This is a genomic window from Caulobacter sp. GW821-FHT11A05, from assembly GCF_058809015.1.
Window position 1 is genome coordinate 1 of record NZ_JBXASF010000013.1, and the last position, 13,839, is coordinate 13,839.

Sequence of the window (13,839 nt, forward strand, 5' to 3'; positions counted from 1 at the left end):
TACTGCCGTCGCGGGCGGTCGCTGCTACGACCGCCCGCAATCGGCACAATGACAGATCGCAAACACACAAGGGCAGCACCGGCCTAAGAAGATTGGCGACGGCGCCGAACGCGCCAGAACGAGAGCAGTCGCCTGAAGCCGGCGCTGCCCTCATCCGTCGGCTACGCCGACACCTTCTCCCGACAAGCGGGAGAAGGGCGCTTCGCGCTTCACACCGCATACGCCCGCATGAACACCCGCGCCGCCTCGCTGGCCAGCCGCTCGATCTCCGCCTCCGACAGGTCGGTCGGCAGCCGCAGCAGGGACTGGATCTGGCGGTTGGCCATGACCATGCCGCCGAAGAACTCGGCCGCCTGCATGGGGTCGTCGACCTTCAGCCGGCCGGCCCGGGTCTCCAGCTGCAGGAATTCCGCCAGCTGGCCGCGCGACCGCAACGGTCCGTTGGCATAGACCTCCCGGGCCAGTTCCGGCAGTTCACCGGCGCTCTGGATGGTCAGCCGCATCAGGCTGTAGCCGCCACGCTCGATCACCTGCAGCAGGCTGCGGGCGTAGGCGGTCAGGGTCTCTTCCGGATGCTCCTCGGCGCCCGGGACGCGGAGCGGCGCGGTGATGCTGTCGACCCGCTTCTCGACCAGGGCCCGGACCAGTTCGATCTTGCCGCCATAGCGGTTGTAGATGGTCTGTTTCGACACCCCGGCCCGGCGGGCGATCTCCTCGATCGGGGCCGCCAGCCCGCGCTCGGCCAGCACCTCGGAGGCGGCGTCGAGGATGGCCTCGGTCTTGGCCAGGTCGATCTGTCCGGTGAGTCTGGGCATATCCCGATCTTACTCGCTAATGGGCTTCCGCGGCCGCTTCGAGGGCGGCCGTCGAGGGTTTGGCGGGCTTGGCCAGCAGGGCCAGGACCGCGGCCACCGCCCCGGCTATGGCCAGGACGGCAAAGCCGTCGCCGAAGGCCAGGATCGAGGCCTGCTGGTTGAGGAAGGAGGAAAACGCCTTGCGCGCCGCCCCGGCCGGGTCGGAGACCCCCATCGAGGCCATCCGCTGGGTCAGGCCGGCGATCATCGCCTGGGCGTCGACCGAGGCGATGGTCACCCGCGAACTGAGGGCGTTCATATGGTTGGCGGTCTGGGTGGTCAGGGTGGTCGACAGATAGGCCATGGCGATGGCCCCGGCGGTATTGCGCGCCAGGTTCATGATCCCCGAGGCGTCCTTGATCATCGGCGGCGGCAGGGTCGACATGGTCATCTGGCTGGTGGCGATCAGGGCGATCATCACCCCGCTGCCGCGGAAGGCCTGCAGGGCGGCGAACTCCCAGAAGCCCCAGTCGCCGGTGATGTCATGGCCCAGCCACATGCCCCAGGCGACCATGGAAAAGCCGATGACCATCGGGATGCGCGCGTCGATCGACCGCGCCAGCCGGCCGACCAGCGGCCCGGTGACGAACATGCTGATGCCGCTGACCAGCATGGTGGTGCCGACCTCGGCCGCCGAGAAATGCCGCACCCGGCCCAGGTACAGGGGCATCAGGAAGGTGCCGCCATAGAGGCTGGTCCCGGCCACCGCCGTCATCAGGATGCCGAGCGTGAAGTTGCGGTCGGCAAAGGCCCGCAGCTGCACCAGCGGCTGGTAGTAGGTCAGGGTGCGCCAGACGAAGGTGACGCCGGTGATGGCGCACAGCACGGTCAGCCACAGGATGGTCCCGTCGCTGAACCAGTCGTTCTTGGACCCTTCCTCGACGACGTACTGCAGGCTCATCAGGAAGGTCGCCATCATCGCCAGGCCGAACCAGTCGAAGCCGGTGGCCAGTTTCGGATCGCCCTTGTCGAAGTTGGCGTAGCGGCCGACCAGGAACAGGCTGAGGAGGCCCGGGCCGACATTGATGAAGAACAGCCAGCGCCAGCTCAACCACTCGGTCAGGTGGCCGCCGAAGATCGGCCCCACGGTCGGGGCCAGGGTGACGATCATGCCGGTGGCGACATTGGCCAGGATCCGCTTCTCCGGCGGAAAGGCGGTGAAGGCGGTGGCGAACACCGTCGGCACCATGGCCCCGCCGACAAACCCTTGAAGCGCTCTGGCGACGATCATGAACTCGATGCTGGTCGACAGCCCGGCGATGACGCTCATGACGATGAAGCCGGCGCAGCTCATCATGAACACCAGCCGCGTGCCCCAAAGGCGGGACAGGTAAGCCGACAGCGGGATCATCACCACTTCCGGGATCAGGTAGGCGGTCTGGATCCAGCTGACCTGGTCGGCGCTGGCCCCGATGCCGGCCTGGATCTGCGGCAGGCTGGCGGCGACGATCTGGATGTCGAGGATGGCCATGAACTGGCCGATGGCCATGCCGCCAAAGCCGATCAGCAGCCGGGTCCAGTCGACCTCGCCGGACGCCTTGGCCGGCGGGATCCCCACCGTGTCCACGGTGGCGTCGGTCACGGCCGCGCGGCCCCTTCACCGGCCGCCATATGGGAGGGCGCGACGCCCGACTCGGCAAAGGTGGCGCCCGATTTGACCCGCACGTCGACCTTGACCTCCAGCGACAGCCCGGGCCGCAGGGCCCCGCTGACCGGCTGGCCCTTGTCGACGACGATGCGCACCGGCACCCGCTGGGCGATCTTGGTGAAGTTGCCGACCGCGTTCTCGACCGGGATCAGGGCGAACTCGGCCCCGGTGGCCGGGGCGAAGCTGTCGACATGGCCCCGAATCGTCTGCTTGCCGAAGGCGTCGGCCTTGATCTCGACCGGCTGGCCGATCCGCAGCCGGGCCAGCTGGGTTTCCTTGAAGTTGGCGACGACATAGGTCTCACCCAGCGGCACCACCACCATCATCGTCTGGCCGGGCGAGACCAGCTGGCCGACCCGCACCGAGCGGGCCCCGATGACGCCGGCGACGGGCGCGCGGATCACCGTGCGGTCGAGGTCGAGCCTCGCCTGTTCGACCTGGGCCTGGGCGGCCTGCACCTGGGCGACCTTCTGCTGGCGGGCCGAGCCAAGACTCTCGGCGGCCCGCTGTTCGGCCACCAGGGCGGCCTGGGCGGCGGCGACGCCGGCCTGGCTCTGCTTCTCGCCGGCCTTGACCTGCTCGACCTTCTGTTCGGAGACCCAGCCCTTCTGGGCCAATTCGCTGTAGCGCCGCGAATCCACCGCCATGCGGCCGGCGTCGGCCTGGGCGCTCGACACCCCGGCCGCCTTCTGGGCGATCATCGCCTGTTCCAGCGCCGCCTTGTCGTCCACCGCCAGCACGTCGGCCTGCAGGGCGCGGACATTGGCCACCGCCTGGTCATAGCGGGCCTGGATGGTCGAGGGGTCGATGCGGGCGATGACCTGGCCGGCCTCGACCCGCTGGTTGTCGGCCACCAGCACCTCCAGCACATAGCCGGAGACCTGCGGGCTGACCTGGACGGTGTCGGCCTGGACGAAGGCGTTGTCGGTGCCCTCGAAGCTCTGCTTGCCGTGCCACCAGAAGCCGCCGCCGATGAGAACGCCGACCGCGACCACGCCGGCCACGACCATGGGAACGAGTTTTTGCCTGGAGACGGCTGGCATCGAAGGCCCCAAACCACACAGATGAAAACTGGACGGCGCGTAAAGCGGGGTCCGACGATGCCGTTACCGCCGGTCGGCGGCGACGGCAAGACTTAAATGGACGTTGGTGTCCAGTTTTCAACCCTGGTGTCGGGCGACCAAACATCGCGGCCGCCAATAGGTCTTCGCTTTTCGTAAAGCGCGACTGCCGGTAGTCTCCTGGCCATGGACCGGATCTCGCCTTCCTCCCTGCGTCTCGTGGTCATCGCGCTCGGCGGTTGCGCCGTCGTCGGGACCTGGATGGGTCTGAGCGACAGCCTGCGCCGCGCCGCCCCCGCCTGGGACCAGCACCCGACGGCCCAGCCCCCCAGCCCGATCGCCGGCCCGCCCGACGCCGTCCCCTTCGACCCCAAGGCCATCGAGACCGCCCCGCCGCCGGCCCCGGCCCCCGGCCCGAAGGTCGAGACCAAGACCGCACCGCTGCCCGAAACGCCAGAGGGCCCCGAGACCGCCGCCAACGGGACAACCCCGCCCCCTGCCAAGCCTGGCGCCGCGCCGAAAGCGACCCCCAAGGCCGCCCCGAAGGGCGACCCCATCGCCGACGTCATCCAGGAAAAGACCGCCCCGCCGCCCAAGGCCGAACCGCCACCGGAAGTGCCGTTCTAGGCGGGCAGGGCGCGAGAGGTTCGCTCTCCCCCGCTTGGCGGGGGAGTGGATTTGGCGAGCGCTGCAAGCGAGCCAAACCGAGGGGGTCTCCCCCGCCGGTTCAGAACGACAACCCTAACCGCCGGCGCGGCCCCGCCTCCTGGTCCGTCGCTCACGCTCCGAACCGTCCTCCGCCCCCTCTCGGGGGCGGAGAGCGAAACCGCCCACCAACGAAAAGGGGCGCCGCCCCAACGGACAGCGCCCCAAATCTCAAACCATGAAGCCTGGCCCTTAAGCCGCCTTCACCCCGGCCTCGCCGAGCCATTCGACGATCTTCTGCTTGGGCATGGCCCCGACCTTCATCGAGGTCATCTGGCCGTCGCGGAACAGCATCATGGTCGGGATGCCGCGCACGCCGTAGCGCGAGGGCGTCGTCGGGCTTTCCTCGATGTTGACCTTGGCGATCGTCACATGGTCGGCCAGTTCTTCCGAGATCTGCTCCAGGGCCGGGGCGATCTGCTTGCAGGGGCCGCACCATTCGGCCCAGAAGTCCACCAGCACGGGCCCCTGGGCCTGCAGCACGTCCTTCTCGAAGGACTCGTCGGTGACCTTGACGGTGCTCATCGAAAATCTCCTTACGGCGGCGCACGAGCGCCCGCCTTCAAGGTCCAGCATGTAGGCGCATCGCGCGCCGGGTCAACGGGCTCCGGGCAGGGCGGCCAGGGCCTGGGCCATCATCTTTTCTGGAACGGGCATCAGCTTGGGACCATCGGTCCAGACCAGGGCGCCCCGCACCTCGCGGCCCGGAAACACCTCGCCCAGCACCGCCGCATAGATGGCCAGCTGGGCCACATAGGTCGGATCGGCCCCGGAAATATCGGCCGGGGCCGGACGGTTTGTCTTGTAGTCGACCACCGTGACCCTGTCCGCCGTCACCACCAGCCGGTCGACCCGTCCGGAGATGGCCAGCCCCTCGGGCAGGGCCTTGGCCGACCCGGCCAGCCCCACCTCGGCCCGCGAGCCCGGCCCGAACACCTCGGCGAAGTCCGGGTGCTCCAGCACCCCCATGGCCGCGCCGATCATCTCCGCCCGCTGGACGTCGGTCAGGTCCGGTTCGCGAGCCAACAGCCGCGCCGCCGCCTCCCGCCGCTCCGCCTCCGGCACATCCGGCAACAGCTGCAGCAGCCGGTGGATGACATCGCCGCGCCGGAACCGGTCCAGCCCGCCCTGCCGGCTCAGCGGCGAGGGGGCCGGCAGCCGGCTGCGGCTGGCCGCCTGCGAGGGCGAGGCCCAGGCCGTGGCCGGCGGCTCGGGGGCCGCCTGAACGGTCAGCCACGGGGCGGCGGCGGGCGCGGCGGCCGGCCCCTCCACCCGCATCCCCGCGAACGGGGCCGGATCGTCCCCGAACCGCTGGAAGCTGAAGCCGCCCTCCAGGGTGACGCTCTTCACCCGCCCGGCCACGTCGGCATGGTCGAAGGCCGCCGCCATCGCCCCGTACCAGCCCTCGGGGACGCTCCCCTCCTTCATCCGGGCCGGGGCCCGGCCGCAAAGGACCAGCCGATCCCGGGCCCGGGTCAGGGCCACATAGAGCAGCCGCCAGCTCTCGCCCTCGTCCTTGTCCTTGCGGCGCTGACGGGCGGCGGCGCTGGCCGCGCAGTCCTCGGTGGCGCGCGGCGCCCAGAGGAAACCGCCATCTCCCGTCTCCAGCAGGGCCGAGCCTCGCGCCCCGGTCTTCACCGTCGTCTCGGGCAGGAAGACGATCGGCGCCTCCAGCCCCTTGGCCCCGTGGGCGGTCATCACCCGCACCTCGCCGCCGCCGGCCTCCATCTCGCGCTTGACCGAGATCTCCAGCCCCTCGAAGGCCGCCGCCAGCCGCTCCAGGTCGAGCACCCCGCGCTGCTCGGCCTCCAAAGTGCGGGCCAGGAACTCGTCCATGACATCGCCGGCCTCCGAGCCCAGCCGCTCCAGCATCCGCGCCCGGCCGGACCGCCCGGCGGCGTCCTTCAGGGCCAGCACCCGGCTGTAGAACTCGAACGGCGGCCGCCCCGGGGCCAGGGCCAGGGCCTCGTCCAGCAACCCCCGCGCCGGCAGGGCGCTGGCCCGCAGCGCCGCCCACAGGCTGCCCTTGCGCCCCCGCCCGATGGCGTAGAGCTCCTCGTCGTTCACCCCGCACAGCGGGCTCTTCAGCAGCCCCGCCAGGTTGAGGTCGTCGTTCGGGAACTGGACGAACCGGGCCAGGGCCAGCAGGTCGTCGAAGGCGATATGGGCCGACAGCACCAGCCGGTCGGCCCCGGCCACCGGTGCGCCGGCCTTGCGCAGCTCGCGGATGATGTCCTCGAACAGGGCGCGGCGGCGACGCACCAGGATGATGATGTCGCCATAGCCGGCCGGCCTGGGATTGCCGGCCTTGTCGAAGACGGTGTCGCCCCGCTCGACCAGGCCGCGGATCTCCCGGGCGATGCGCCGCGCCAGCCGCCGGTTGGCGCTGCCCTCGCTCTCGACGTCGAGCGGCGCATCCCAGGCGTCGCGCTCCTGGGCCGGCTCCTCGACCTCCAGCGGCCAGAGGTCGACGCAGCCCGGCTGTTCCAGCCGCGAGGCCTCATGCTTCAGGACGTCCGTATCCATCGGCGCCCGCACGCCGATATGGGTGCGCGGATCGGAGAACAGGCTGTCGACGAAGGCCAGCACCGTCTCGACCGACCGGTAGGAGGTGGTCAGCGGCGCGGCCTCGGCCCGCCGGCCCGCTCCCCGGATCAGGTCGATGTAGCGCCGGGTCTCGCTGAGCAGCCGGTCGGGATCGGCCCCCTGGAAGCTGTAGATCGACTGCTTCTCGTCGCCGACGATGAACAGCGTCCGCTCCGGCCCGCCGGCCGGCCGCACCCGGCCCGCTCCGGCGAAGAACTCCTCGGTCAGGCTCTCGGCGATGGCCCACTGTTCCGGCGCGGTGTCCTGCGCCTCGTCGATCAGGATGTGCTCCAGCCCGCCGTCCAGCTTGTAGAGCACCCAGGGCGCGCCCGGCGACCGGGCCACCAGGTCCCGCGCCCGCGCCACCAGGTCGGCGAAGTCCAGCACCCCGCGCTCGGCCTTGGCCTGGGCGTAGGCGTCGGCATAGCGCTCGGCCAGGCAGAGCACGGCCAAGGTGTCCTCGGCGATCACCGCGCCGCGCACGAGATCGCGGGCGACCAGCAGCCGCTCCTGCTCGGCCAGCAGGAACGCCCGCAGGTCCTCGCGGCTCTTCAGTCCCGAGGTCTTGGCCACCCAGGTCGCCGGCGTGCCGGCCCCGCCTTGCGTGAACAGGCAGCCCAGCATGCCGCCGAGCGTGGGCCCAAGGACCACGGCCAGCATCTTCTCGGCATTGCCGATGTCGGTCTTGGTCCCCTGGCCGAGCACCGCCGCCGCCGATCTCCAGAGCGAAAGGTCGGTCTCCTCGATCGCCAGCCCCTCGACTTCGGCCAGGCTGGTCGGGCCATCGAGGAAACCGCAGCGCGCCCAGACGTCGGCCGCCGCGCCGCCCAGACCATCCACCGAGGCCAGGTAGTCGCCGATCGCCCCGCGCTTCTCCTCGAAGGTCCGGAACAGCCCCTCGAAGCTCAGGTAGTCGAGGGCGATGGCCAGCCGCGCATAGGCCTCCGACACCGCCACGTCCTCGCCGCCGGCCAGTCCCGCCAGCCGGGCCCGGGCGTCGCGCGCCACCAGGGCGACGGCCGCATCGTCCATCACCGTGAAGCCGGGCGACACCCGCGCCTCCAGCGGAAACCGCCGCAAGAGCTGCTCGCAGAAGGCGTGGATGGTCTGGATCTTCAGCCCGCCCGGCGTCTCCAGCGCCCGGGCGAACAGCCGCCGCGCCTCAGGCAGCTCCTGGCTGTTGTCCGGCCCCAGCAGCCGGGACATGGCCTCTCTCAGCTTCTCGTCCGGCGTCACCGCCCAGCCGCCCAGGAGCTCGAACAGGCGCGCCTGCATCTCGGCGGCGGCGGCCTTGGTGTAGGTCACGCAGAGGATGGCCGACGGCGGCGCCCCGGCCAGCAGCAGCCGCGCCACCCGGTCGATCAGGGTCTTGGTCTTGCCCGAGCCGGCATTGGCGGTGACGAAGGCGTTGAGCGTCGGGTCGGCGGCCAGGGCCTGGGCCTTGTCGAGGATCAGGCTCATTCGCCCTCCTCCCCTTCGGCCCCGGTCGACCATTCGAACACCCGCGCCAGGTGGTCGTAGTCGCCGGCATAGGTCTTCACGAACTGCGGCGCCGTACGGCTGGGATAGCCCTGCATCGGGTTCTGGTAGGCGGCCAGCAGCTTCATGGCCCCCTCGAAGGCCGCCATCCCCGCCTCGGCGCTCTCCTCGCCGGCCGCCTTGCGCGTCTCCTCGACGCCCGGCGGATCGCGGCCGGTGACCTTCACATAGGTCAGGTCGCCCCAGCTGCCCTTCAGGCCATCAAAGCCGCCCGCCTCCAGGATCGCCGCCGTCAGAGTCAGCTGTGGCGAAAACCCGGTGTCGATCATCTTGGCCGTCGGGGCCGAGCCGGTCTTGTAGTCGAGGATATGGCCGACCCCGTCCGGGGTGATCTCGATCCGGTCGGACTTGGCGCTCAGCGAATGGGGGACGCCGTTGACATGGAAGTCCATGGTCCCCTTGACCTCGACATGGACGGTGCGGCCATCGGCCCGCCGCCGCCGCTCGAAATCGGCCACCCAGCGCGCCGTCTCCCGGGCCAGCACCCGCTCCCGGGCCAGGGCCGCCGCCGTCAGCCCGGCCGCCGTCAGTTCGTCCAGGTACTGCTTCTCGAAGAAGCCCTCAGGATCGGCGATCGGCCAGGCCCGCGACAGCGCCTCGAAGGCCGCGTGGATGGCCGTGCCCCGGGCCATGGATTCGACCAGCTGGTCGGGCCGATCGAGCGGATAGAGCCCCAGGATGTCCCGCGCCCAGACCGCATAGGGGTCGCGCACCAGGGTCTCGATGCGGGTGACGAAGAGGTCGCGCGGCCGGTCGGCGACCGGCGGCATCGGATTGGGCCGCTTGATCGGCGCATAGCCGACTCCGCCGTCCAGCGCCTTGGCCCAGAGGGTCAGTTCCGGCCGCGTCGGCAGGGTGCGCCCCGCCCCCTTGGCAAGCGTCTTCAGCCGCCACAGCCAGCGGCTCTCGGTCGCCGGCGCCCCTTCGCGGCGGGCGCTGGAGACCAGCACCACCTCGGGCGCGCAGGCGGCCTGGGCGAAATCGTGGGCCGACAGCCCCACCCGCCGCTCGGGGCTCGGAAGTCCAAGCGTCCGGCGCATGGCCCGCGACAGGAAGGGATCGATCGGCGCCCCGCGCGGCCACACCCCCTCCTCCAGCCCGGCCAGCACCAGCCGGTCGGCCCGGGTCATCCGCGATTCCAGGGTCCCCATGATCGAGAGGCGCGCATGCGCCGCCTCGCCGCCCCGCACGCTCTCCTCGGCGATCATCCGCTGCATCAGGGTGACGAACCCCTGCCGGGTCACCCGGGGCAGCAGCCCGCCCTCGGCGATCAGGCCGCTCAAGAGCCGCGCCAGGGCCTCGCCCTCGGGGCCCGCCCACAGCAGCTCCGCGCCCGCGCAGACCGCTTCCAGCCCGGCCGTCAAAGCCGCCGCCGCCTCGCCGACATCTGCCGGCCCCTCGGCGAAGGCCGCCCCGGCCAGTTCGACCGCCGTATCGAGATCGATCGACAGCGCCGCCGCCGTTTCGAACTCCGGAATTTTACCCGGGTGTTTTTCCGCCTGGTCCTTCAGCCTGGCGGCCAGCGCCTCCGGACCGCGCGGCCGGGGCCCGCGCAGCCCCCGCCGTTCCAGCACCTCGGTCTGTTCCGCCAGCACGTCAGGCTCGCGCCCCAGCCGGGTCAGCGGGCTCTTCAAGATCTGCAGCCGGGCCACCGGGCTGGCCGGATCGAGCACCAGCTCGGCCATGGCCACGGCCAGCGCCCCGGCCGGTTTAAGGGTCAGCGGAACCCCGGCCGAACTGTCCGCCGCCACCCCCCAGCGCGCCAGCTTGGCCGACACCCGCCGGGCCAGGCTGAGGTCCGGGGTGATCAGGGCGCAGGTCTTACCGGGCGTCTCCAGGGTCTCGCGCAGCAGCAGGGCGCAGACCTCGGCCGTCTCCTCCTCGCCGGCCCCGGTGACCGTCGACAGGCCCTTCAGACCCTCCTCGAACGGATCGATCCCGTCCTCGGCTTCGGCCCGCAGCGCGGCGATGACCGCCAGCCAGTCGGCCGTCGCCGCCGCCGGCCGCAGGGCCTCGTTGATCACCCGCCGCCGCCAACGGCCGCGCCGGTCGGTGTCCGGGCGCCAGGTGCGCACATCGCCGCGCGGCACGCCGGCCAGCTTGAGAAGCTGTTTCATCGCCCCCTGCGGATGCTGGTCCTCGACCTCGGCCCAGGCGCTGTCGGCCAGGTCCTCGTCCAGCCCGGGCAGGATCACCGCCCCGCGCGGCAGGCCGGCGATGACCTTCAGCAGCCGCGCCGTCGCCGGCTGCGCCCCGGTCGAGCCGGCGGCGATCACCGGCCCCTGCGGCGGATGCTCGGTCCAGCTGCGGGCCAGGTGGTCGAGCAGCTTCACCCGCCGGTCGGCCACGTCCATCAGGCCGAGCTCTTCCAGCCGCCTCGGCCACTCCCGGATGGTCAGGTTCAGCACCCCGGCCGAGATCTGCCAGTGCAACGCCAGGTCCTGGTCGACCAGGTCCTCGATCCGCTCGGCCACCGGCGCCTCCTCGATAGCCGCAGCATCGAGGAAGGCGGCCAGGGCGTCGGCCAGCTCCAGCGCATGGCTGGCGCCCAGCCCGATCTCCGAGGCCCGATTGACCATCGCCGCCAGCTCGAACCGCCGCCGCATCGGATCGATGGCCGGCGGCAGATCCAGCCCCGCGTCCCCCGGCTCGAACGGCGGCTCACCCTCGTCCAGGTCGCCCAGCGCCCGGATCTGCGGCAACAGCACCGCCCGTCCGCCTGATGCTTTGAGAAACGACTCCGTCAGCGCCCGCACCGCCCGCCGCGTCGGCACCAGCAGCAAGGCCCCCGGCACATCCTCCGGCCCCGGCAGGGCGTCCACCAGCCCGGCCGCCAGGTCGTCGAGAAACGGCCGATGGGCGGGGATGGAGAACCAGTTGGCGGGGTGGTCGGACATTCGCCTTGTTATGGCATGCGCGACGACGCTGAAGAATCCCTGCCATTCCCCCAAAGCCGATCACCCCGACGAAAGTCGGGGCCCAGGGTCCACCAGCGGAACAAGCAGTGGCGCTGATCAGAGCTGACCAGCACACAGTTTGCCAGCTGGGTCCCGACTTTCGTCGGGATAATCGGAGTTAGGAGGAGGCCAGTTTCGCCTCGGCCAGTTCCCGCGCCGCCGGGTCGCCGACGTGCATCCACAGCCCCGGCGGGCTGACGCCGTACAGGCGGCCCCGCTCCGCCAGCGCCTTCCACAGCGGCAGCAGCGAGAACGGCCCCTCCGGCCCGTCCCGCACCACTGACGGCTTGCAGATGTGCAAGCCCACATAGACGTATGGCGCCGTCTCCCCAGGCTCTTTGAACCGCACCCTGCCGTCTGCCTCGAGAAACACATCCCCCGTGTCGTGAAACCCCATCGACGTCGCCGTCGGCGCCAGCATCAGGCAGACGTCCATCTTCGCCGGGTCCCACATCGCCACCACCTGCTCGATGGCCGGCGCGGCGCCGTCCAGCCAGATGGCGTCGATGTTGGCCACGAAGAAGGCCTCGTCCGGCAGCAGCGGCAGGGCGTGTTTGACCCCGCCGCCGGTCTCCAGGGCCTGAGCCCGCTCGTCCGACACCACGATGCGCGGCGCGGCCGTCCGCGCCTTGAGGTGCGCCTCCATCAGGTCGGCGAAGTAGTGGACATTGACCACCGCCGTCTCGACCCCGACCGCCGCCAAACGGTCCAGCATATGGTCCATCAGCGCCTTGCCGCCGACCTCGACCAGCGCCTTGGGCCGGTCGTTGGTCAGCGGCCGCATCCGCGTGCCCAGCCCGGCCGCCAGCACCATCGCCGTCTTTGGCGCGCTTGTGGGGGTCGCGCTCATCGCCGCGCCTCCGTCGGCACATGGGTGTCGAACCAGTCTTTCAGCTCGCCCAGCGCCGGATCGGCGATGCAGCTGTCGAGATAGCGCCACAGCCGCGGCAGGAAGCCCTCGTACTTCGGCTTTCCGTCGCGCACGACCAGCCGGGCGAAGATGCCGATGATCCGCGCCACGTTCAGCGCCCCCAGGGCATGGTAGTCGCTGAGGAACTTGGCCCTATCCAGCCCTGGATGCGCCGCCAGATAGCGTTCCAGCGCCGCCGCCTCCCGCTCGGGCGTCACCTCGCGCCGGGCGTCGTGCAGCAGCATGGAGAGGTCCCAGACCCGGTGCGCCTTCACCGCGTCCTGAAAATCGATCAGCCCGACCCGCGCCGGCCCCATCCGGCCCGGCAACCAGATGAGGTTCTCGGCGTGGTAGTCGCGATGGCAGAAGACCTCGGCTTCCGCTTCCGCCCGCTGGCGGATCGGCGTCCACACCGCCTCCCAGGCGGCCAGCGCCGCCGCGTCCGGCGCGAACCCGGGCCGCAGTTTGGGCAGCCAGTCGACGAACAGGTCGCTGGCCATGGTCAGGGCCAGTTGGTCGTAGGTCAGCAGCGGCCAGACGGCGTCCCCCTCTCCGCGAGAGTCGCCGCCCAGCATGGCCGGCGGCGGGGCGGCATGCAGCATGACCAGGGCGTCGATGGCGGCGTCGTACAGCGGCGCCTCGTCATGGCCCGCCGCGATCTCGCTGGCGTACAGCCCGTCGCCGAGGTCCTCGATCACCGCCAGCCCTGCGCCTGCGTCGAAGGCGACGATCTGGGGCGCCGACAGCCCCAGGTCCGTCAGATGGCGCGCGCAGGCCACGAAGGCGTCCACCCGCCCCGAGGCCAGCCTGTAGGCGGCGTTGAAGCCCAGCGCCAGCCGCTCTTCCACCGTGGCGTCCGGCGGGCAGGGCGGGGTCTCGGCCCGCGGCGGCTGGTCCATGAAGATCAGGCTGGGCCCATCGGCGGGGTAGAGCCGCTCATAGGCCCGCGTCGAGGCGTCGCCGGCCAGCGGCTGGCGCCGCGCGGCGCCCAGGCCGTGGCGTTGCAGGAAATCCGCCTTCAGGCTGTCACGATCAGAACTCAAGCGGTCGGTCCTTCCAGGCGCCGTGCGGGGTCAGCCGCGCCGTGCGGCCGTCACCCTCTATCGCGATCTCTATATCCAGTCTGTCGGCCGGAAGGCGACCCTCTAGCCGCTGCGGCCATTCGATCAACGCCGCCCCGCCGTCCAGCGCCTCGTCCAGCCCGATCTCATAGGCCTCGTCCGGATCGCTCAGCCGGTAGAGGTCGAAATGGGCGACCGGGAAGTCGCGGCCGTCGTAGAACTGCACCAGGGTGAAGGTCGGGCTGGGGACATCCTCGATCGGCGAAGTCAGGGCGCGGATCAGGGCGCGGGCGAGGGTCGACTTGCCGGCCCCGAGCGGCCCCGACAGGCAGATGGCCTCGCCGGGCCGCAAAAGGATCGCCAACTTACGGCCCAGGGCCTGGGTGGCGGATTCATCGGGCAGGATGATCACACTCACGAATCCTTCTCCCGCTTGTCGGGAGAAGGTGGCCCCCGAAGGGGGTCGGATGAGGGCAGCACCAGCCGTTGAAGATCAGCGACAGCGCCGAACGCGCCAG

At 71.1% G+C, this 13,839-nt stretch carries 10 protein-coding genes; 1 reads left to right on the plus strand and 9 read right to left on the minus strand.

Annotated features, from left to right (window positions below):
- Window positions 1–209 precede the first annotated feature (209 nt).
- Genes AC1RSK_RS17490 through AC1RSK_RS17500 form a run of 3 tightly spaced genes read right to left on the minus strand, consistent with a single transcriptional unit; the run spans window position 210 to window position 3,545 of the window.
- On the minus strand, window positions 210–815 hold the full coding sequence (locus AC1RSK_RS17490) for a TetR/AcrR family transcriptional regulator (protein ID WP_492908886.1): 606 nt from the start codon (window positions 813–815) through the stop codon (window positions 210–212).
- 16 nt (window positions 816–831) lie between these two features.
- The gene (locus tag AC1RSK_RS17495) at window positions 832–2,436 is read right to left on the minus strand and encodes a DHA2 family efflux MFS transporter permease subunit (RefSeq protein ID WP_492908887.1); all 1,605 of its coding nucleotides are present in this window, start codon (window positions 2,434–2,436) and stop codon (window positions 832–834) included.
- The gene (locus tag AC1RSK_RS17500) at window positions 2,433–3,545 is read right to left on the minus strand and encodes an HlyD family secretion protein (RefSeq protein ID WP_492908888.1); all 1,113 of its coding nucleotides are present in this window, start codon (window positions 3,543–3,545) and stop codon (window positions 2,433–2,435) included. Before AC1RSK_RS17500 ends, AC1RSK_RS17495 begins: the two co-directional genes overlap by 4 nt.
- Window positions 3,546–3,749: 204 nt before the next feature.
- Between AC1RSK_RS17500 and AC1RSK_RS17505 the strand changes: the two genes are divergently transcribed.
- A complete protein-coding gene (locus AC1RSK_RS17505) occupies window positions 3,750–4,190 on the plus strand; it encodes a hypothetical protein (protein ID WP_492908889.1) in 441 nt (146 codons plus the stop codon).
- A gap of 270 nt (window positions 4,191–4,460) precedes the next feature.
- Here AC1RSK_RS17505 and trxA read toward each other — a convergent pair whose 3' ends face one another.
- From trxA to tsaE, 6 genes are all read right to left on the minus strand, one after another.
- The gene (gene trxA / locus AC1RSK_RS17510; RefSeq protein ID WP_492908890.1) at window positions 4,461–4,793 is read right to left on the minus strand and encodes a thioredoxin; all 333 of its coding nucleotides are present in this window, start codon (window positions 4,791–4,793) and stop codon (window positions 4,461–4,463) included.
- A 72-nt stretch (window positions 4,794–4,865) separates the two neighbouring features.
- The gene (gene addA, locus AC1RSK_RS17515; RefSeq protein ID WP_492908891.1) at window positions 4,866–8,315 is read right to left on the minus strand and encodes a double-strand break repair helicase AddA; all 3,450 of its coding nucleotides are present in this window, start codon (window positions 8,313–8,315) and stop codon (window positions 4,866–4,868) included.
- Window positions 8,312–11,290, minus strand: a complete 2,979-nt coding sequence (gene addB / locus AC1RSK_RS17520; RefSeq protein ID WP_492908892.1) for a double-strand break repair protein AddB — start codon at window positions 11,288–11,290, stop codon at window positions 8,312–8,314. The genes addA and addB overlap by 4 nt, the downstream gene beginning before the upstream one ends.
- 178 nt (window positions 11,291–11,468) lie before the next feature.
- On the minus strand, window positions 11,469–12,200 hold the full coding sequence (gene murU, locus AC1RSK_RS17525) for an N-acetylmuramate alpha-1-phosphate uridylyltransferase MurU (protein ID WP_492908893.1): 732 nt from the start codon (window positions 12,198–12,200) through the stop codon (window positions 11,469–11,471).
- The gene (gene amgK, locus AC1RSK_RS17530; RefSeq protein ID WP_492908894.1) at window positions 12,197–13,303 is read right to left on the minus strand and encodes an N-acetylmuramate/N-acetylglucosamine kinase AmgK; all 1,107 of its coding nucleotides are present in this window, start codon (window positions 13,301–13,303) and stop codon (window positions 12,197–12,199) included. The genes murU and amgK overlap by 4 nt, the downstream gene beginning before the upstream one ends.
- Window positions 13,293–13,739, minus strand: coding sequence for a tRNA (adenosine(37)-N6)-threonylcarbamoyltransferase complex ATPase subunit type 1 TsaE (gene tsaE, locus AC1RSK_RS17535; protein WP_492908895.1), 447 nt, complete (start codon window positions 13,737–13,739; stop codon window positions 13,293–13,295). The genes amgK and tsaE overlap by 11 nt, the downstream gene beginning before the upstream one ends.
- Between the last annotated feature and the right edge of the window lie 100 nt (window positions 13,740–13,839).